This window comes from Pseudonocardia sp. TRM90224 (genome assembly GCF_021245725.1).
Taxonomy (GTDB): domain Bacteria; phylum Actinomycetota; class Actinomycetes; order Mycobacteriales; family Pseudonocardiaceae; genus Pseudonocardia.
Genome location: NZ_JAJGSX010000003.1, coordinates 784,194 through 803,186 on the forward strand (window position 1 = coordinate 784,194; position 18,993 = coordinate 803,186).

Consider the following 18,993-nt stretch of genomic DNA (forward strand, 5'->3'; position numbering starts at 1 on the left):
AACTTCCCCACCGTTTTGCCAATCTGCACGGCCCTGCGGGCGTGCAAGTTGGCAAAACGGTGGGGAAGTTCGGGGTCAGCGGGCCATGTGGGCTTCGACGCCGTCGAGGATGCGGTGGAGGCCGAAGTCGAGGGCGTTGTCCTGGCCGCCGCGGGCCGTGGTGTCGGCGAGCGCCGCGGCGAGCGCCGGAAAGCGGTCACCGTGCTCGCGCATCACGGACGTGAGCCCGTCGCCCATGGCGGCTTCGGGGGTGTCGCCGTCGCGGCTCTGCTCCGCGATCACGCGGACGTGGCCGGCCAGCACGGCGACGCTGTCGAGGCGTTCCGCCCCGGTGAGCCCGGTGGTGGTGAGGGCGGCCAGCGCGCACTCCGTCCAGCCCAGCTCGCGCGGTCCCAGCACACGCTGCCCGACCGTCGTGACGAGCAGCCACGGGTGGCGGCGGAAGACGGCGAAGAGCGCGTGGGCGAGCTGTTCCAGCTGCCGCCGCCAGCCGGCGGTCACGTCCAGCTGCGGGGCCTCGCCGATCGCCAGATCGGTCATGATCGCGACGAGCTCGTCCTTGCCGCGGACGTAGCGGTAGAGCGCCATCTTGGTGAACCCGAGCTCGCCGGCCACCCGCTGCATGGAGACGGCGTCGAGCCCTTCCGCGTCGGCGACGGCGACTGCCGTGATGGCGATGCGCTCGACGCTCATCGCCGGCTTCGGTCCTCTGGTGGGCCGCGAGCGTCCGCCCCAGAGCGCGTCCGCGATGCCCGTTGCCTCCGTCACGGAACTGTGTCTACCATACACGCAACAGTTTCCGGCGGACACAGAAGGGGGTTCGAACATGCGCCGTCCGAACGTCTTGATCTCCGGGGCGAGCGTCGCCGGCCCGGCGCTGGCCTGCTTCCTCGCGCGGGCGGGCTTCGCGGTGACGGTCGTCGAGATCGCGCCGGCGCTGCGGGCCGGCGGCTACGCGGTCGACTTCCGCGGCCCGACGCACCTCGCTGCGCTGGAGCACCTCGGCGTTGTGGACGAGCTGCGGGCGCTGCAGACCGGCGGCAGCCCGATCCGCGTCGTCGACGAACACGACCGCACGCTCCTGCTGCTGCCCGGTGAGGTCGGCGGCGGGGAGATCGAGGTGCGCCGCGCCGATCTCACGAGGGTGCTGCAGGAGCGCAGCCGGGACGACGTCGAGTACGTCTTCGGCGACACGGTCGTTGCGCTCGACGAGACCGGCAGCGGCGTCGACGTGACGTTCGACCGCGGCGAACCCCGCACCTTCGACCTCGTGATCGGCGCCGACGGCATGCATTCCGCCGTGCGCCGGCTGGCGTTCCCGGCGGAGGCGCAGGAGGTCACCCACCTCGGCTACTACGTTGCGGGATGGGATGTCCCCAACGTCTTCGGCGCCGGTGCCGAGGCGTTGATGTACAACGTCCCCGGGCGGATGGCCGCGCTCGGCGGCGACCCCCGCGAGCCGGGACGGGCGGACGCGCTGGTCGTCTTCGCGTCGAAGCGGCTGGAGTACGACCGGCACGACGACGAACAGCAGAAGCGGATCATCGCCAGCACCTACGCCGAGGTCGGCTGGAAGGTGCCCGCCTTGCTGGAGCACCTCGACGAGGCGTCCGACCTCTACTTCGACTCGATCAGCAGGGTGGACGTCGACCACTGGTCGAGCGGCCGGATCGGGCTGATCGGGGACGCGGCGTGCGGCGCGACGGTCGGCGGGATGGGCACCGGCACCGCCGTCGTCTCGGCGTACGTGCTGGCCGGCGAGCTCGCGGCCGCAAGGGGCGACCACCGCGGCGCCTTCGAGCGGTACGAGCGCACCGTTCGCGGCTACGCCCGCGAATGCCAGAAGGGCGGCAAGAGCACGGCGTCGCTCCTCGCCCCGCGCACCCGCCTCGGCATCACCCTGCGCAACCGCCTGCTGAACGTGCCGCTCCTGATGGCGGCGATGATCAAGGAAGGGCACCGGGTCAGCAGCACGATCGACCTACCGGACTACGACCTCGCCACCACCTGACCGAACTTCCCCACCGTTTTGCCAACCTGCACACCCAAACGGCGTGCAGATAGGCAAAACGGTGGGGAGATTTGGGGTCAGCCGCCGGCGAACGGGGGCAGGACGTCGACGGTCGCGGCGTGGGGGAGCACGGTCGTGCGGTCGCGGACGGCGACCTCGTCGAGGAGGAAGCTGCAGCGCTGCAGCACCCGCGCGAACGCGGGCTCGTGCCGGGCGCGCAGGGCGTCGAGCAGGTCGTCGACCGTGCTCTCCGCGGCCAGCTCGACCGGTTCGCTCTCGACACCCGCGGCGGCGCGGGCCGCGGCGAAGTACCGGACGGTCACGAGCGTGGTCGTGGTGGTGCTCATGCGTTCATCGTCCTCATCCGCCGATGGCGCTCATCGGACGGTCGGGTTGCAGGAAGCCGGGGTCGTCGATGCCGTGGCCGGCGAGCTTCGCCCACATGGCCTGCCGCCACGCGTCGGCGATCGCGCCGTCGTCGGCCCCGTCGCGCAGCATGGCGCGCAGGTCGGTCTCCGTCCGCGCGAAGAGGCACGAGCGGATCTGTCCGTCGGCGGTGAGCCGCGTGCGGTCGCAAGCGCCGCAGAACGGGCGCGTGACCGAGGCGATGACACCGACGACCGACGGCCCGCCGTCGACGACCCAGCGCTCGGCGGGCGCGCCGCCGCGCTCGGTCGGGTCGGGCGTGAGCGTGAACTCCCGCTGCAGCGACTGCATGATCTCGCCGGCCGTGATCATCTCCGAGCGTTCCCAGCCGTGCTGTGCGTCGAGCGGCATCTGCTCGATGAACCGCAGCTCGTAGCGGTTCTCGACGGCGAAGCGCAGCAGGTCGGCCGCCTCGTCGTCGTTCACGCCGCGCAGCAGCACACTGTTGATCTTGACGGGGTCCAGTCCGGCCTCGCGGGCCGCGGCCAGGCCGTCGAGCACGTCGGAGAGCCGGTCGCGGCGGGTGATGGTGGCGAACCGCTCCGGGCGCAGCGTGTCCATCGAGACGTTGAGCCGGTTCACCCCCGCCTCAGCGAGGGATGCCGCCCGGCGGGCGAGCCCGATGCCGTTGGTGGTGAGCGAGATGTCGGGGCGAGGTTCCAGCGCAGCCGAGGCGGCGACGAGGCCCTCGAGGCCCCTGCGCAGCAGCGGCTCGCCGCCGGTGAACCGCAGCTCCGTGATGCCGAGGTCGCGGACCGCGATCCGGATCAGCCGCATCAGCTCGTCGTCGGTGAGCTGCTCGTCGCGGGGCATCCAGTCGAGGCCCTCTGCCGGCATGCAGTACGTGCAGCGCAGGTTGCAGCGGTCGGTCAGCGATACGCGCAGGTCGGTTGCGACCCGTCCGAACGAGTCGACGAGTCGGGGGTCGGCCGGGCGGGCGGGGTCGGTGGTGGCGCCCCGCCGCACAGCGGGAAGACCGAGCTCGGTAGCCGTCACATCACGAGCGTAACCGCCGTCGACGATCTCCAACCCGGGCCGGGAACTGCGGAAATCCGCAGGTCCGCATCCGCGGCGAAGATCGGGGCAACCCGCCGCAGCTGCAGTGGGGCCGCCCTGGCCGAGCTGCCCGAAAGGCGAGTCGTGTTCCATTCGCCCATGGACCCGGTTCTCGACGGCAAGATCTTCGCGGGCGTCTCGAACACCGCCGACGGCGATGTCGGTGCGGCCACGCGATTCCACTACCACCAGGACGGCGCCACCATCTGGGCCGAGTACGCCGGCGGCGCGGTCGCCCGCGGATACCTGGTCGGGACCAGGTTCGGCGCCGAGCTGACCTTTCGATACGTCCACATCGACACGGCCGGCGAGACGGCGAGCGGGCGTTGTGTCTCGCAGATCGTCGAGCGCGCCGACGGCAACCTGGAGATGCACGAGACGTGGGCGTGGGAGTCCCGAGAAGGCTCCGGGGTGAGCGTGGTCGCTGAGGTCACGTGAGCTGGTCAAAATTGCAATCGCGGACTTAGGATCCGCGTTGTGCCGCATTTCAGGATTTCCGACGCAGCGCGGTTGCTCGGCGTCAGCGACGACACCGTCCGGCGCTGGGTGGACGCCGGCACGCTGCCTGTGACGAACGACGCATCCAACCGCAAGGTCATCGACGGCGCCGCGCTCGCCGCGTTCGCGCGCGAGCACGCCAGCTCCGCGCCCGACCCGTCCGACGTGCAGCGCTCCGCGCGCAACCGGCTGGTCGGGCTGGTGACGTCAGTCGTCACGGACAAGGTGATGGCGCAGGTCGAGATGCAGTGCGGCCCACATCGTGTCGTCTCGCTGATGTCGACGGAGGCGGTGCACGAGCTGGGCCTCGAACCCGGCGTGCTGGCCGTCGCCGTGATCAAGTCCACCACCGTCGTGGTGGAGACCCCCGGGGGAGCCTCGTGAAGGTCCGCGCTCTCATCGCCGGCGCCTTGTTGCTGACCGCGGGTTGCGCGAGCGCTCCTCCAGCGACCTCCCAGCCCGACCCGCGGACGGTCACCGTCTTCGCGGCCGCGTCGCTGAAGGACACCTTCACCGAGCTCGGCAAGCGGTTCGAGACGGACCACCCCGGCGTCACGGTGACGTTCAACTTCGCCGGTTCCTCCGACCTCGCCCAGCAGATCGTCAACGGCGCCCCGGCCGACGTGTTCGCCGCCGCCAGCGACGCCACCATGAAGACGGTCACCGACGCCTCGCTGACCACCGCCGCGCCGACGATCTTCGCGACGAACGTGCTGCAGATCGCCACCGTGCCCGGCAACCCGAAGGGCATCGCGGCGTTCGCCGACCTGGCGAAGCCGGGCCTGAAGGTCGTCGTCTGCGCGCCGCAGGTGCCCTGCGGCGCGGCCGCCGAGAAGATCGAGAAAGCGACCGGCGTGACGCTCACCCCGGTCAGCGAGGAGCCGGACGTCAAGTCGACGCTCGGCAAGGTGGCCTCCGGCGACGCCGACGCCGGGCTCGTCTACGTCACCGACGTCGCCGCGGCCAAGGACACCGTGCAGGGCGTCCCGTTCCCCGACGCGGCGCAGGCGACCACCAACTACCCGATCGCGGTGGTGAAGAACGCGCCGCAGGCCGAGCTCGCGGCGTCGTTCCAGCAGCTCGTGACCGGCGAGGACGGGAAGAAGGTCTTGGGGGCGGCCGGTTTCGGGACGACGTGACGCGCAGCAGGTCGCACACGCACGAGACGGGCGTAGCGCTCCCCGCGCTGCTCTGGGTGCCGGCGGGGTTCGCGTTCGCGCTGATCGCGCTGCCCGTCGTCGGCCTGGCCGTCCGGGCCGACTGGCTGCGGCTGCCCGAACTGCTGCTCAGCACATCGGCGCTGGACGCGCTGCGGCTCTCGCTGGAGACCGCGGCCATCTCGACCACGCTGTGCATCCTGCTCGGTGGGCCGCTCGCGACGGTGCTGGCCCGCGGCCGGCTCGGCGGGCTGCGGCTGCTGCGCTCGGTCGTGCTGCTGCCGCTCGTGCTCCCGCCCGTCGTCGGTGGGCTCGCGCTGCTGTTCCTGCTCGGCCGTACCGGGCTGCTCGGCCGTGGCATCGACGTGTGGTTCGGCGTGACCATCCCGTTCACGACGGCGGCGGTCGTGCTCGCGCAGACGTTCGTCGCGCTGCCGTTCCTCGTGGTGAGCATGGAAGGCGCGCTGCGCACCGCGGGGCAGCGGTACGAGGCGGTCGCGGCGACGCTCGGCGCATCGCCGTCCTACGCCTTCCGCAGGGTCACGGTGCCGCTCGTGCTGCCGGGGTTGGCGTCCGGTGCGGTGCTCGCGTTCGCGCGTTGCCTCGGCGAGTTCGGGGCGACGATCGCGTTCGCCGGCAGCCTGCAGGGCACCACACGGACGCTGCCGCTGCTGGTCTACCTGGAGCGGGAGAGCGACGTCGACGCCGCTGTCGCGCTCTCGTTGCTGCTGGTCGTCGTCGCGGTCGTGGTGATCGCGGTGGCGCGGCCGCGGGGTGTGGAGGGGCTGCGATGAGCGGTCTCGCGGCGCGGATCGTCGTGCGCAGGCCGTCGTTCACGCTCGAGGTCGACGTGGCGGCGCAGCCCGGGGAGGTGCTCGCCGTGCTCGGGCCGAACGGCGCCGGCAAGTCGACGCTGCTCGGCGTGCTCGCCGGGCTGCTGCGGCCCGACGACGGCACGGTCCGCCTGGGCGACCGCATCGTCACCGGCGACGGCGTGCACGTGCCGCCGCACCGGCGCGGGGTCGGGCTGCTCGCCCAGCAGGCCATGCTGTTCCCGCACCTCACGGCGCTGGCGAACGTCGCATTCGGCCCGCGGGCGCAGGGCGTCGCCCGGCAGGAGGCCGAGGAGCGGGCCCGCGAGCTGCTCGCCGCGGTCGACGTCGCCGAGCTCGCCGACCGCAGGCCCGCGCAGATGTCGGGTGGCCAGCAGCAGCGGGTGGCGCTCGCCCGCGCGCTCGCCCCGGGTCCGGAGCTGCTGCTGCTCGACGAGCCGCTCGCCGCGCTCGACGTCGACTCGGCGCCCGCGATGCGTTCCCTGCTGCGGCGGGTGGTGAAGGACCGCAAGCAGACGGCGGTGCTGGTGACGCACTCGGCGCTGGACGCGCTGGTGCTGGCCGACAGGGTGGTGGTGCTGACCGGCGGATCCGTCGTCGAGTCGGGGCCGGCGCGTGAGGTGCTCGCGCGGCCGCGCAGCCCGTTCACCGCGCGGATCGCCGGGCTCGACCTCGTGCCCGGTGAGGCCTGCGCCGACGGCCTGCGCACGGCCGACGGGCTGGTCGTCGCCGGGCTCTCCGCCGGGCTGCGGGATGGCGAGTCCGCCGTCGCGGTGTTCCCGCCGTCCGCGGTGGCCGTCTACAACAGCCGCCCCGAGGGCAGCCCGCGCAACGTGGTGCCCGTCCGGCTCGCGGCGATCGAGCCGCACGGCGACGTCGTGCGGCTGCGCGCCGCGGCGGTCGCCGGCGGGCCGGCCTGGGTCGACGGGCTCGCTGCCGACGTCACCCCGGCCGCCGTCGCCGATCTCGGCGCCGAGCCGGGCGTCGAGCTCTGGTTCGCGGTGAAGGCCACCGAGGTGCAGGTGCACGCCGCGGGCTGAAGTTCCCCACCGTTTTGCCAACCTGCACGGGCTCCAGCGTGTGCAGGTTGGCAAAACGGTGGGCAGGTTCGTTGCCGGTCCGGAGGGGCGGCAACCCACGGTCACCCCATAGTGCACAGGAGTCACACCAGCCACGATCGTGTCTCTGGTCGCTCCAGTTGCAGATCCGTAGCGTTGCTACACGTGACGTCCCGGCTACTGCGGATCGCCTTGGTGGTGATCACCCTGCAGCTCGTCGTGCTGCTCGCGGGCCAGGGCAGCGCGATGGCCGCTGCGGCGACGGCGACGTCCGCCTACGTCGTGCGCACCGACTCCCCCGCGACCGCCGCCGCAGCCGCGAAGGAGCTCGGCATCCACCCGACCACGACCTACGAGCGCGCCTTCGCCGGCTTCGCCGCGCCGCTGACCGCGAGGCAGCTCTCGCAGCTGCGCGGCCGGTCCGGCGTGGTCGAGGTCGAGGAGGACCGCACGATCAACCCGCTCGGGCCGAAGAGCGTCCGGCTGAGCGAGGGCGTGCAGGCCGATCCGCGCAACTGGGGCCTCGACCGGATCGACCAGCGCAACCTCCCGCTCGACAAGTCCTACACGGCCAACGCGACCGGCGCCGGCGTGACGATCTTCGTGCTGGACACCGGCGTCGACATCGGGCACCCGCAGTTCGGCGGGCGCGCCAGCACCGCGGTGAACACGATCGACGACCTCGCCGGCGACTGCGACGGCCACGGCACGGTCGTCGCCGGCATCGCGGCGTCGCAGGACTACGGGGTGGCCAAGGAGGCGCGGGTCCGCTCGGTGAAGGTGCTCGACTGCACCGGTGCCGGGACGCTCTCCTCGCTGCTCGCGGGCATCGAGTTCGTCGCGGGCGACATCGCGGGCCCGTCGGTCGCGGTGATGTCTTGGGCCTACGGGGCGTCCGACCTCCTGCTCACGGCGATCACGCAGCTGATCGGCAAGGGCGTCTTCATCGCCTCCTCGGCCGGCAACACCGGCGGCAACGACTGCGGCGCCGCGCCGCGTGCAGCCGACGGCGTGCTCGTGGTCGCCAACTCGCGGATCGACGACAAGCGAAACGAGACGTCCTCGACCGGTCCGTGCGTCGACATCTACGCGCCGGGAACGAGCATCGTCGCGCCCGTCCCCGGCGGGAAGACGGCCTCCTACACCGGCACGTCGATGGCCGCGCCGTTCGCCGCGGGCGTCGCCGCGATGTACAAGCAGGTGCACGGCGACGCGTCGAGCCGCACCATCGAGCAGTGGATCATCGACAACGCGACGCCGGGCGTCGTGATCGGCGGTGACGTGGGCGGCACCCCCAACCGCCTCCTCAACACCGGCGGCCTCTGACCGCCAAAAGGGCACACCTACCGCGGGCCGTCCGGTGCTTCCGGTGGCGGTTCAGCTGAGCTTGTCGAAGCCCGTGTACGGCACCAGGACGTCCGGGATCTGCACCGACCCGTCGGCCTGCTGCCCCTGCTCCAGGATCGCGACGAGGGTGCGGCCGATGGGGAGACCGGAGCCGTTGAGGGTGGCGGCGAAGCCGCGTGCCCCCTCCTTGCTCTTCGTTCGGATGCCGGCCCGGCGGGCCTGGAACGTGCCGAAGTCGGAGCAGGACGAGATCTCGCGGTACTTCTGCTGCCCCGGCAGCCACACCTCGATGTCGTAGGTGATCTGCGCGGAGAAGCCGATGTCGCCGGCCGGCAGCTTGATCACGCGGTACGCGAGCCCGAGCGCCTGCATCGCCGCCTCGGCGTGCCCGAGCAGCACCTCCAGCTCGGCGCGCGACCGCTCGGCCTCGACCACCCGCACCAGCTCGACCTTCGAGAACTCGTGCAGCCGCACCAGCCCCCGGGTGTCGCGGCCGTACGAGCCGGCCTCGGAGCGGAAGCACGGCGTGTGCGCGGTGTAGGCGAGCGGGAGCTCCTCGGTGGCGAGGGTCTCCTTGGCGTGCAGGTTCGTCAGCGGCACCTCGGCCGTCGGGATGAGGTACAGCTCGGTCTCGCCGACGCCGGTCTTGAACAGGTCGTGCTCGAACTTCGGCAGCTGGCCCGTGCCGGTCATCGAGACCCTGTTGACGAGCGTCGGCACCGAGAACTCGGTGTAGCCGTTGTGCTCCGTGTGCAGCTCGAGCAGGAAGCGCGCGATCGCGCGCTCCAGCGCGGCACCCTTTCCCTTGAGCACCGCAAAACGGGGCCCGGACAGCTTCGTCGCGCGCGGCAGGTCGAGGATCCCCAACCTTTCGCCCAGGTCGACGTGATCGAGCGGCGCGAAGTCGAACGTGGGCGGCTCGCCCCACGTGCGCACCAGCTGGGCGTCGTCCTCCGAGGCGCCGTCGGGCAGCTCGTCGAGCGGCAGGTTCGGGATGCCCAGCAGGAGGTCCTGCAGCTCCGCCTCCAGCGTGCGGTGCTCCTCCTCCGCGGCGGCGACCACGCCCTTCAGCTCGCGCGCCCGCTCCACCAGCTGCGCCCGCTCCTCGGGTGCCGCGCCCTTGACGGAGGTGGCGACGCGCTTCGACTCGCCGCGCGCATCGTCCCCGCGTTGGATCGCGGAGTTGCGGCTGGAAAGCAGCTTCTCCAGCGCGGTGACGTCGAGGGAGAAGCCGCGCCGCGCAAGCTTGCGGACGGCATCGGTGGCGGGGTCGAGCAGGACGCGAGGGTCGTGCATCGCCCCAGGGTATCGGCGAGGGAGAAGCGGATTTCGGGCCGCCTCCCCATCCGGAGGTGTTGTGCCCCGCACGCTGCGTCGCACGATGTGGGGCGCACCACTCATAGACGGAGAGGCCGTGCTGTGTCCGCACTCGTTGTGCCTTCGTACGCGTCCGGGATCTCGGACGTCCCGCTGCTCGGCGACACCATCGGCGACAACTTCGACCGGACCGTCGCCGCGCAGCCCGACGCGGAGGCGCTGGTCGAGGTCCCGACCGGCCGGCGGTGGACGTACCAGCAGCTGCGCGACGACGTCGACACCGTCGCGCTCGGGCTGCTGGCGAACGGCGTGGCGAAGGGCGACCGGGTCGGCATCTGGGCGCCGAACCTCGCCGAGTGGACGCTCGTGCAGTACGCCACCGCGAAGATCGGCGCGATCCTCGTCAACATCAACCCGGCCTACCGGACGCACGAGCTGGAGTTCGTGCTCAACCAGGCCGAGATCTCGCTGCTGGTCGCGGCGACGAGCTTCAAGACCTCCGACTACGCGGGGATGATCGAGCAGGTCCGGCCGCGGTGCGCGGGGCTGCGGGCGGTCGTCCTCATCGGGACGTCCGGCTGGGACGAGCTGGTGGCCGCCGGCCGCGACGGCGACCGGGCGCGCCTCACCGAACTGCAGGCCGCGCTGAGCCCCGACGACCCGATCAACATCCAGTACACGTCGGGCACCACGGGCTTCCCGAAGGGCGCGACGCTCAGCCACCACAACATCCTCAACAACGGCTACTTCGTCGGCCGGATCTGCGGCTACACCCCCGCCGACCGCGTCTGCATCCCCGTGCCCTTCTACCACTGCTTCGGCATGGTGATGGGCAACCTCGGCTGCACGACGAACGGCGCGACGATGGTCATCCCGGGGCCCGGGTTCGACCCGAAGGCCACGCTGCACGCCGTCGCGTCGGAGCGCTGCACGTCGCTGTACGGCGTGCCGACGATGTTCATCGCCGAGCTGAACGACCCCGAGTTCGAGTCGTACGACCTGTCCAGCCTGCGCACCGGGATCATGGCCGGCTCGCCGTGCCCGGTCGAGGTGATGAAGCAGGTCGTCGACCGGATGGGCATGACCGAGGTGACGATCTGCTACGGCATGACCGAGACGTCGCCGGTCTCCACGCAGACCCGCGCCGACGACTCGCTGGAGCTGCGCGTCTCGACGGTGGGGCGGGTGCACCCGCACGTCGAGGTCAAGGTCGTCGACCCGGAGACCGGGCTGACGCTGCCCCGCGGCGAGCCCGGCGAGCTGTGCACGCGCGGATATTCGGTGATGCTCGGCTATTGGAACGAGCCGGAGAAGACCGCGGAATCGATCGACCGGGCCCGCTGGATGCACACCGGCGACATCGGCGTCATGGATTCCGACGGGTATGTCAACATTACCGGCCGGATCAAGGACATGGTGATCCGCGGCGGCGAGAACATCTATCCGCGCGAGATCGAGGAGTTCCTCTACACCCACCCGGATGTGCTGGACGCGCAGGTCATCGGCGTTCCCGATGCGAAGTACGGCGAGGAGCTGTGCGCGTGGGTGACCATGCGGGAAGGAGCTGAACCGCTCACCGCCGAATCTGTCCGCGAGTTCTCCACCGGCAAGCTCGCGCACTACAAGATCCCCCGGTACGTGCTCGTCGTGGAGGAATTCCCGATGACAGTGACGGGAAAGGTGCGAAAGGTGGAGATGCGGGAGAAGAGCGTCGAGCTGCTCGACCTGGGAAATGCGGCCGCCGCCCGCAACGCCTGAGCGACGGCTCCAAGACCCCTTCTCCTCGCAAGAATCGCTACGCACAAACGGTTGTGCGCAGTAGGGTGGTCGCACGCGTCCCGGTGTCGCTCCGGGGCGCGTTCGTCGTGTGGCACGTGGTGGGGCACGGCGTGGGTCGAATCGAGGAACGGGTGAGCAAGGTGCCGACCGGCAGGGTCAAGTGGTACGACGCGGACAAGGGCTTCGGTTTCCTCGCTCAGGACGGCGGCGAGGACGTCTATGTCCGCAAGGCCGCGCTGCCGGCGGGGCTCACGGCGCTGAAACCGGGGCAGCGCGTCGAGTTCGGGATGGCGGAGGGTCGCCGCGGCCCGCAGGCGCTCTCGGTCCGGCTCGTCGACGCACCGCCGTCCGTCGTCGAGGCGGTCCGCCGCCCGGCCGAGGACCTGCACAGCCTGATCGAGGACATGATCCGGCTGCTGGAGACGAAGGTGCAGCCCGACCTGCGCCGCGGCCGCTACCCCGACCGCCGCACGTCGAAGCTCGCCGCCGAGGTCGTCCGCGCCGTAGCGCGCGACCTGGACGGCTGAACCGACCTGGCCGGCGCGGATAAGCGGCGGCCGGCCGGGAGTCAGTGCCAGGAAAGCCACTCTCCTGTCCTGTGGCGCCAGGAAAGCCACTTTCCTGGCAACGCGTGCGGAACGCACGCATCCCGCCTGTGGACCGGCGAGTGGGTGGCCTACGCCGGTGCCGCCGTCAGCACCCAGGTCGCGCGGATCGGGAAGCTGATCTCGGTGGTGCCCTCGTTCGCGGTCGGCAGCGCGCCGAACTGCTGCACCTGCGCCCCCAGCAGGCGGTCGGTGGGCGCGGGCAGTTCGAGCGCGTACTCGTTCGGCTTGCCGGCGCCCAGCAGCGGGCCGCGGCCCTCCACCTGCTGGCCGGTGGCGTCGCGGTAGGCGAACACCACGATCCACGGTGTCGACGCGACGTCGGCCGGCACCGTGATCGTCAACGGCGTGCCGGGCGGCACCGCCAGCTCGACGGGTGCGGTGTCGTCCTTCTGGCAGTCGGTGACCTTGAGGTCGCAGAACTGCGCGGGCTTCGCGACGATGCTGGCGGCGCCCGTCGCGAACGTCACCAGCGGCTGCGTCTCCCCGCCACACGCCCCGACCAGCAGCAGGACGGGGAGCACGAGGAGCAGGCGGCGCACCCGACCACCATACGGATGACGGCTCAGGGAGTGACGCGGGCGGGCCGCCGGTGCAGGAAGGGCAGGAGGCTGCGGCCCTTGCTGAGCAGCGTCGTCTGCGCGCCGGAGAGCGCGACGAGCGCCGCGACCACGGTGAACCCGATCCAGTACGTGTCGTGCGGCAGCAGCACGCCGAGGGCGCCGCCGAACACCCACGCGAGCTGGAGCACGGTCTCCGACCGCCCGAACGCCGAGGCGCGCGACTCCTCCGGCAGGTCGCGCTGGATCACGGCGTCGAGGCACACCTTGACCAGGGCGCTGGCCGTCGCGCCGACCAGCCCGACCACGGCGGCCGTCGCGATGCCCGGGATGACCGCCGCGACCACTGCGACGAGCACTGAGGCCACGATGCAGGAGACGATCACCGTGTCGGACCGCGCGAACCGCTGCCGGGAGCCGACGGCGTTGCCGATGAACGTGCCGAGGCCGGCCGCGGCGCCGACGATGCCGATCAGCGCGAGCTGGCGGGTGGCGTCGGTGCCGGTCTGCGCCTTCACCACGAACGCGACGAAGAGCGTCAGGAAGCCGGTCAGGATCTTGATCGAGATGTTGCCCCAGAGCGCGACGACGACGGCTCGGCCCATCGGCCTGCGCTTGCCGCGCGCGGTGCTGCGCATCGCGGCCGGCACCTCACCCGCGGTCGACTCGACCCACCTCGGGATGCGCAGGCAGAGCAACGTGCCGCCGATGCCGAGCACCGCGGTGTAGAACAGCGCGCCGGGGGAGCCGAAGAGCGGCACGATCCCGGCCGCGAGCGCACCGAACACGCCGCCCGCGACCAGCCCGAACGTCGTGAGTCGCGAGTTCGTCGTGACGAGCGTGATCGCCGCGGGCAGCACCCTCGGCGTGATCGCCGCCTTGAGCACGACGAACGTCTTGCTGAGCACCAGCGAACCGAGCGCGGCCGGGTAGAGCAGCCACGTCTCGTAGTTGAACGCCATGACGACCGCCAGCACCGCACGTCCGGCGAACGAGAACGCGAGCGCCGCGCGCCGGCCGCGCTGCAACCGGTCGAGCAACGGCCCGATCACCGGTGCGACCACCGCGAACGGGGCTACGGTGATCGCGAGGTAGAGCGCGACGTTCGCCTTGCTCTCCGCCGTGGCGGCAGCGAAGAAGAGCGTGTTGGCCAGCGCGACGGCGACCGCGGCGTCGACCGCGTAGGTCATCATCGTCGCGTAGGTGAGCGCCGTGAGGCCGGAGCGGTCGGCACCGTCGGCCGTCGCCGCGCGCTTGAACGCGCGGATGCCGTTCTGCGTCAGCTGCTTGCTGCGCAGCGCGGCCACCCTGGTGACGGTGAGCTTGCGCGGCATGCGCGGGGTCGGCTGCTCGACGGGGTCGGTGGGCTGCTCGTCGCGCGGGCCCCGCTGCTGCTGTTGCGGCTGGGGCGGGGGTGTCGGGGGCTGTACGGGAGGCGGGGCAGGCGGCGGGTTCCACGACTGCGGTGGCTGGACGCGCCGGTGGGCGGTGGGGTCGTAGTCGGGGTCGTCGTGCCAGGGGTAGCGGCGCCGCGGCGTGTAGTCGTGCTCGGTCGGCACGGGCAGGCGCTTGGTCGGGCGCGGCTGCTGCCCAGGTGGGGCCGGCGAGGAGTGCGCGGTGCCGTCCCCGGCGTCCGGGACCCCCGTCCGCCGGCCGCCCCAACGCCCGCGGCGCGGCTGGGGAGGGTCGGAGCGGGACACGCCTTCATTCTGTCCCATCGCCTCCGCAGCCGTCCGGGTTTGCCGCGGGCCCGTCGGAGGATCACCCACTGACGTCGGGGTCCGGCGCTGGGTTCGGGCAGGAAAGCCACTTTCAGGCCCTGTGGGGGCAGGAAAGTGGCTTTCCTGCCCTCCCCGGGACCCGCTACGCCGCCGGCTCGAACCGCACCCGGTACATCGTCGGCCAGTACTTCCCCGTGATCCAGAACTCGCCGTCCCCTGCCGCCGCGATGCCGTTGAGCAGCGCGCCCGGTGTGAGCGGGCCGGGTGGCACGAGCGACGCGGCCTGCACGAGGCCGGTGACCTCGCCGCTGCCGGGGTCGATGCGGACGATCCGTTCGGTCGGCCACACGTTCGCCCACACCGCGCCGTCGACGCACTCCAGCTCGTTCAGCCCGGGCACGGCCTCGCCGCGCAACGTCACCTCGACGGAGCCCTGCTCGTCGAACGTCGTGGGGTCGTGGAAGCGCAGCCGGTTGGTGCCGTCGCTGCGGACCAGCCTGCCGCCGTCGTAGCAAAGCCCCCAGCCCTCGCCGGTGATCGGGACCTCTCGCAGCAGCCCGAAGGTCGCGCGGTCCCACTCGTACGCGACGCCCTCCTTCCAGGTCACCTGCCAGATCCGGGAGTCGACGACGGTCATGCCCTCGCCGAACGCGGTCGGCGGCAGCGGCACCGCCCGGCGCACGCCGCCCGTCGCCGGGTCCAGCTCACGAAGCTGCGAGCTGCCGTAGACCCCGGTGGTCTCGTAGAGCCCGCCGTCGCGCAGCTCGAGGCCTTGTGTGAACGCGGTCGCGTCGTGCGGGACCTGTTCCAGCACCTCGGGCCGCAGCTCTTCGAACCGCACCGATCCGGCACCGCAACCGGCGATCACCAGCACGAGGGCCGCCGCCAGCGCGCGCACCGCGGGCGGGCACAGGTCTGCCACGTGGCAGAGGGTGGCACAATGCCACCGGTGAGCGCCCTTCCGACACTCGACCTGCCGGCCCGGCTCGTGGACGCCGCGGCCGAAGCGCGGGCGGCGGCTGTCGAAGAGGCCGCCTTCGACCTCGGTGCGGACGAGGCGGAAGCCGCCGTCGGTGAGCACCTCGAGGTCGTCGGCGAAGACGGCGCCGCCACCCACTTCTTCGACTGCACCCGCGGCGGTTACCGCGGCTGGCGCTGGTCGGTCACGCTCGCCACCGGCGGCGACGACGAGCCCGTGACCGTCAGCGAGGTCGTGCTCCTGCCCGGCAAGGAGGCGCTGGTCGCGCCGACCTGGGTGCCGTGGGAGGAGCGGATCCGGCCGGGTGACCTCGGCGTCGGCGACCTGCTGCCCACCCCGCCCGACGACGAGCGGCTCGTGCCCGCCTACGTCGCGTCCGACGACCCCGCCGTCGAGGAGGTCGCGATCGAGATCGGGCTGGGCCGCACGCGTGTGCTCTCCCGGTTCGGCCGCGAGACCGCCGCGCAGCGCTGGCACGACGGGCAGTTCGGGCCGGGTGCCGACATGGCCCGCGCCGCGCCCGCGCACTGCGGCACCTGCGGCTTCTACCTGCCGCTCGCGGGCACGCTGCGCGCCGCGTACGGGGTGTGCGGCAACGAGTACGCTCCCGCCGACGGCGCCGTCGTCCAGGTCGAGTTCGGCTGCGGCGCCCACTCCGACGTCCAGCCGGAGCAGATCTCCCCGGTGGCGGTCGCCGAGCTGGTCTACGACGACGGCGTCGATCTGGAGCCCGCTTCCTCCTGACGAGTGGGCCAAGCCTGCCGACCGGAAGGCCCCCTCGTGCACGATCCATTCGGGACAGCGGTGCTGCGCGCCGCCGTCATCGACTCATGGGCGTCGTCGCCCACCCGGTTCCGCGAGGACGCCAACGCCGAGGAGGACCTGCGCCTCGGTGGCTATGCCGATGCGTGGTTCGTCGAGCTGGCGCAAAACGCCGCCGATGCCGCCGAAGGGCCGGGCACGCTGCGGATCTCGCTGGTCGGCGGTGAGCTGCGGGTTGCGAACACCGGCCGTCCGCTCGACGCGGCGGGGGTGGCCGCGCTGGCGTCGCTGCGTGCCTCGGCCAAGCGCGACGAGCTCGGCTCGGTGGGCCGGTTCGGCGTCGGGTTCGCTGCGGTGCTGGCGATCTGCTCGGCGCCGCGGGTGATCAGCACCGGTGGCGGCGTCGCATTCTCGGCCCAACGCACCGCGGAGGCCGTCGCGGAGCTCCCGGTGGCCGCTGCCGAGCTGGCCCGTCGAGGTGAGCCGCCGGTGCTGCGGCTCGTGTGGCCGGCCGACGAGGAGCCGCCACCCGGCTACGCCACGGAGGTGCGGCTCCCGCTGCGCGCCGGCGTCGACCCGCAGGCGCTGCTCACGCACGCTCGCGACGCCGCGCCCGACCTGCTGCTCGCGCTGCCCGCGCTGGTGGAGATCGAGGTCGACGGCCGGGTCGTGCGCCGCACCGACGGGCCTGCCGGCCGGGTGACGATCGGGGATCGCTCCTGGCTGCTCGCGCGCCGCGCGGGCACGCTCGCCGACGACGCCCTCGACGAGGCCGCCGAGCAGCGCGGCCGCCGCGACTGGGCGGCCACCTGGGCGCTGCCGCTCGACGACGAGGGCCGGCCGGCGCCGCACGGCGACGACGTCGCGCACGCGCCGACGGCCACCGCCGAGCGGCTGGCGCTGCCCGCCAGGCTGCTCGCGACGTTCCCGCTGGAGCCCGACCGCAGGCGCATCCGCAAGGGCCCCGCGACCGAGCAGGTGCTCAGCGGCGCGACGGCGGCGTACGTCGATCTCGTGCTCGCCGTCGAGCCCGCGCACCGCACGGCGCTCGTGCCGGAGCCGGGCTTCCCGCGCTCGGAGCTGGACGGGCGGCTGCACGAGCTGCTCGTCGACGCCTTGCGCGGCGCGGTGTGGCTGCCGGCGGCAGGCGGCGGTGAGGTCGCTCCCGGCCGCGCCGAGCTGCTGGACGTGCCCGGCGCCGGCCCGCGCCTCGCCGGGCTGCTCGCGGAGGCCGGGTTCGAGCGCCTGGTGACCGTCGACGGCGATCCGACCGCGCTGGCCAGGCTGGGTGTGCACCGGGTGCCGGCGGCGGAGCTGGTCGCGCGGCTGTTCGGCGTCGAGCGGCCGCCGGCGTGGTGGCACGCGCTCTACGCCGAGCTGGCACCGCTCGCCGAGACCGTGCCCGGCCTGCTGGACGAGCTGCGTGCGCTCCCGGTGCCGCTCGCCGACGGCCGGACGGCCGCGGGCCCGGCAACGGCCCTGCTCCCGTCCGGTGCCGCGCCGGCCGTCACGCTCATCGCCGAGCTGGCGCTGCCCGGCCTGTACATCGCGCACGCCGAGGCCGTGCACCCGCTGCTCTCGCGGCTCGGCGCGGGCGCCGCCGACGACGCCGTGCTGCTGGAGCACCCCGCGCTGGCCGAGGCCGTCGCCCGCTCGGTCGACGACGCCGACGCCGGGCTCGACCCCACCGCGCTCGCCGAGGCGGTGCTCGCGCTGGTCGGCGAGCACGGGAGCGCGCCGGCGGAGCTGCGCGCGCTCGCGCTGCCCGATGACGCCGGCCGGCCCGCGCGGGCCGACGAGCTGATGCTGCCCGACGCCGCGCTGCGCCCGCTGCTGGCCGCCGACGCCCCGCTCGACGTGCTCGACCCCGCGTGGGCGGCCCGGTTCCCGCGCGCCGCGCTCGTCGCCGTCGGGGTGCTCGACGGGTTCACCGTGATCGTCGACGAGGAGCCGCGCTCGCCCGACCACGACCTCGACGACGAGGACGGCTGGTGGGACGCGCTGCCCGAGCCGCCGCGGCGGATGACCGCCGTGCGCGACCTCGACCTGGTCGACGAGGGGCGCTGGCCCGCCGCGCTGGTCGCGCTGGCTGCCGACCGCGACACCAGAGCGGCCGTCACCGAGCCCGGCGGGTACACCGCATGGTGGCTGCGCCGGCACTCCCGGATCGGCGGTCACCCGCCGGAGCACTGGCGGTTGCCCTCCGCGACCGCGCTGGCCAGCCTCTTCGACCCGCCACCCGTCGGCTCGGCGCCCGACGAGCAAGCGCTGCCCGACGAGCAGGTGCTTGCCGCGCTCGGCCTGCGTGCCGACCTGGTCGTCGCCGACGTCCGGTCGGCCGCAGACCTCCTCGATCGGCTCTCCGACCCGCAGCGGCACCCCGAGTCGGCGGTGGTCGCCGACGCGCACGCCGCGCTGGCAGCCGCCGTGGCGGAGGGCCGGGTCGATGCAGAGGACCTCGACCTGCCGGCCGAGGTGCGTGCGCTCGACGGGACGGTCGTCGACGTCGAGGTCGCCGTCGTGCTGGACGCGCCGTGGCCGGCGGCCGTGCTGCCCGCCGGTGAGCTCGTGATCGGCGGCGACGACCCGGTGGCGCTCGCGGAGCTGCTCGACCTACCGCTGGCCACGGAGGTCGTCGCCGGCACAGTGGAGAGCGCCGGCGAGCTGGTGCGGTGGGCCGCGATCGCCGAGGTCGTCGTCGCGTGCCACGCCCTCGGTGTGCCCGTCCCGGAGGGGGCGCTGCGCCTGCACGACGAGCTGTGGATCGCCGTCACCCGCCCAGAGCTGGGCAGGCACCGCGTCCCCACCTGGGTCGACGAGCGCGGGACGTGGCATGCGGAGGATCCCTTGCGCGCGCTGCTCGCCCTGCTCGCCGTCGAGTGAT

The 18,993-nt window shown here is 72.9% G+C and carries 18 protein-coding genes; 11 read left to right on the plus strand and 7 right to left on the minus strand.

Features of this window, described 5'->3' with window-relative positions:
* Positions 1-75 precede the first annotated feature (75 nt).
* Positions 76-768 carry a TetR/AcrR family transcriptional regulator gene (locus LL648_RS07905; protein ID WP_232661744.1) on the minus strand — a complete coding sequence of 231 codons (693 nt, stop codon included), beginning with the start codon at positions 766-768 and terminating at the stop codon, positions 76-78.
* Positions 769-826: 58 nt separating this feature from the next.
* On the opposite strand from LL648_RS07905, the gene LL648_RS07910 reads away from it, so the two are divergent.
* Complete coding sequence (locus tag LL648_RS07910; protein ID WP_232661745.1) at positions 827-2,011, plus strand: FAD-dependent monooxygenase; 1,185 nt, start codon at positions 827-829, stop codon at positions 2,009-2,011.
* 77 nt (positions 2,012-2,088) lie between these two features.
* Here LL648_RS07910 and LL648_RS07915 read toward each other — a convergent pair whose 3' ends face one another.
* Together LL648_RS07915 and moaA are read right to left on the minus strand one after the other, a co-directional pair.
* Positions 2,089-2,358: a MoaD/ThiS family protein gene (locus LL648_RS07915; protein WP_232661746.1), complete on the minus strand. Its 270-nt coding sequence runs from the start codon at positions 2,356-2,358 to the stop codon at positions 2,089-2,091.
* A 13-nt stretch (positions 2,359-2,371) separates the two neighbouring features.
* The gene (moaA, locus tag LL648_RS07920; protein WP_232661747.1) at positions 2,372-3,433 is read right to left on the minus strand and encodes a GTP 3',8-cyclase MoaA; all 1,062 of its coding nucleotides are present in this window, start codon (positions 3,431-3,433) and stop codon (positions 2,372-2,374) included.
* Between the two features lie 159 nt (positions 3,434-3,592).
* On the opposite strand from moaA, the gene LL648_RS07925 reads away from it, so the two are divergent.
* The 6 genes from LL648_RS07925 (at position 3,593) to LL648_RS07950 (ending at position 8,365) form a co-directional block, all read left to right on the plus strand.
* Positions 3,593-3,931, plus strand: coding sequence for a hypothetical protein (locus tag LL648_RS07925; protein WP_232661748.1), 339 nt, complete (start codon positions 3,593-3,595; stop codon positions 3,929-3,931).
* A 39-nt stretch (positions 3,932-3,970) separates the two neighbouring features.
* On the plus strand, positions 3,971-4,375 hold the full coding sequence (locus LL648_RS07930; protein ID WP_232661749.1) for a TOBE domain-containing protein: 405 nt from the start codon (positions 3,971-3,973) through the stop codon (positions 4,373-4,375).
* Entirely contained in the window at positions 4,372-5,130 is a 759-nt protein-coding gene (modA, locus tag LL648_RS07935; RefSeq protein WP_232661750.1) for a molybdate ABC transporter substrate-binding protein, read from the plus strand. Before LL648_RS07930 ends, modA begins: the two co-directional genes overlap by 4 nt.
* Positions 5,127-5,942, plus strand: a complete 816-nt coding sequence (locus LL648_RS07940; protein ID WP_232661751.1) for an ABC transporter permease — start codon at positions 5,127-5,129, stop codon at positions 5,940-5,942. Before modA ends, LL648_RS07940 begins: the two co-directional genes overlap by 4 nt.
* Positions 5,939-7,021: a sulfate/molybdate ABC transporter ATP-binding protein gene (locus tag LL648_RS07945; RefSeq protein ID WP_232661752.1), complete on the plus strand. Its 1,083-nt coding sequence runs from the start codon at positions 5,939-5,941 to the stop codon at positions 7,019-7,021. Before LL648_RS07940 ends, LL648_RS07945 begins: the two co-directional genes overlap by 4 nt.
* A gap of 183 nt (positions 7,022-7,204) precedes the next feature.
* Complete coding sequence (locus LL648_RS07950) at positions 7,205-8,365, plus strand: S8 family peptidase (protein ID WP_232661753.1); 1,161 nt, start codon at positions 7,205-7,207, stop codon at positions 8,363-8,365.
* A 51-nt stretch (positions 8,366-8,416) separates the two neighbouring features.
* Here the strand turns inward: LL648_RS07950 and serS are convergent, their stop codons facing one another.
* Positions 8,417-9,682 carry a serine--tRNA ligase gene (gene serS, locus LL648_RS07955; protein WP_232661754.1) on the minus strand — a complete coding sequence of 422 codons (1,266 nt, stop codon included), beginning with the start codon at positions 9,680-9,682 and terminating at the stop codon, positions 8,417-8,419.
* Positions 9,683-9,805: 123 nt separating this feature from the next.
* On the opposite strand from serS, the gene LL648_RS07960 reads away from it, so the two are divergent.
* Both LL648_RS07960 and LL648_RS07965 read left to right on the plus strand, forming a co-directional pair.
* Complete coding sequence (locus LL648_RS07960; protein WP_232661755.1) at positions 9,806-11,461, plus strand: AMP-binding protein; 1,656 nt, start codon at positions 9,806-9,808, stop codon at positions 11,459-11,461.
* A gap of 161 nt (positions 11,462-11,622) precedes the next feature.
* A complete protein-coding gene (locus LL648_RS07965) occupies positions 11,623-12,009 on the plus strand; it encodes a cold-shock protein (protein ID WP_232661873.1) in 387 nt (128 codons plus the stop codon).
* A 149-nt stretch (positions 12,010-12,158) separates the two neighbouring features.
* Here LL648_RS07965 and LL648_RS07970 read toward each other — a convergent pair whose 3' ends face one another.
* The 3 genes from LL648_RS07970 to LL648_RS07980 all read right to left on the minus strand — a co-directional run bounded on the left by LL648_RS07970 (position 12,159) and on the right by LL648_RS07980 (position 15,290).
* The gene (locus tag LL648_RS07970) at positions 12,159-12,629 is read right to left on the minus strand and encodes a DUF2771 family protein (RefSeq protein ID WP_232661756.1); all 471 of its coding nucleotides are present in this window, start codon (positions 12,627-12,629) and stop codon (positions 12,159-12,161) included.
* A gap of 23 nt (positions 12,630-12,652) precedes the next feature.
* A complete protein-coding gene (locus tag LL648_RS07975; protein WP_441344301.1) occupies positions 12,653-14,365 on the minus strand; it encodes an MFS transporter in 1,713 nt (570 codons plus the stop codon).
* A gap of 145 nt (positions 14,366-14,510) precedes the next feature.
* Positions 14,511-15,290 carry a glutaminyl-peptide cyclotransferase gene (locus tag LL648_RS07980; protein WP_232661758.1) on the minus strand — a complete coding sequence of 260 codons (780 nt, stop codon included), beginning with the start codon at positions 15,288-15,290 and terminating at the stop codon, positions 14,511-14,513.
* A gap of 18 nt (positions 15,291-15,308) precedes the next feature.
* Between LL648_RS07980 and LL648_RS07985 the strand changes: the two genes are divergently transcribed.
* The gene (locus tag LL648_RS07985; protein WP_232661759.1) at positions 15,309-16,091 is read left to right on the plus strand and encodes a DUF3027 domain-containing protein; all 783 of its coding nucleotides are present in this window, start codon (positions 15,309-15,311) and stop codon (positions 16,089-16,091) included.
* Positions 16,092-16,127: 36 nt separating this feature from the next.
* A complete protein-coding gene (locus tag LL648_RS07990) occupies positions 16,128-18,992 on the plus strand; it encodes a sacsin N-terminal ATP-binding-like domain-containing protein (protein WP_232661760.1) in 2,865 nt (954 codons plus the stop codon).
* Position 18,993: the final 1 nt, after the last annotated feature.

Coding starts and splice junctions, on each gene's coding strand:
- LL648_RS07910 (WP_232661745.1), top strand. CDS start 827: ATGCGCCGTCCGAACGTCTTGATCTCCGGGGCGAGCGTCGCCGGCCCG.
- LL648_RS07915 (WP_232661746.1), bottom strand. CDS start 2,358: ATGAGCACCACCACGACCACGCTCGTGACCGTCCGGTACTTCGCCGCG.
- LL648_RS07925 (WP_232661748.1), top strand. CDS start 3,593: ATGGACCCGGTTCTCGACGGCAAGATCTTCGCGGGCGTCTCGAACACC.
- LL648_RS07945 (WP_232661752.1), top strand. CDS start 5,939: ATGAGCGGTCTCGCGGCGCGGATCGTCGTGCGCAGGCCGTCGTTCACG.
- serS (WP_232661754.1), bottom strand. CDS start 9,682: ATGCACGACCCTCGCGTCCTGCTCGACCCCGCCACCGATGCCGTCCGC.
- LL648_RS07975 (WP_441344301.1), bottom strand. CDS start 14,365: ATGGGACAGAATGAAGGCGTGTCCCGCTCCGACCCTCCCCAGCCGCGC.
- LL648_RS07985 (WP_232661759.1), top strand. CDS start 15,309: ATGCCACCGGTGAGCGCCCTTCCGACACTCGACCTGCCGGCCCGGCTC.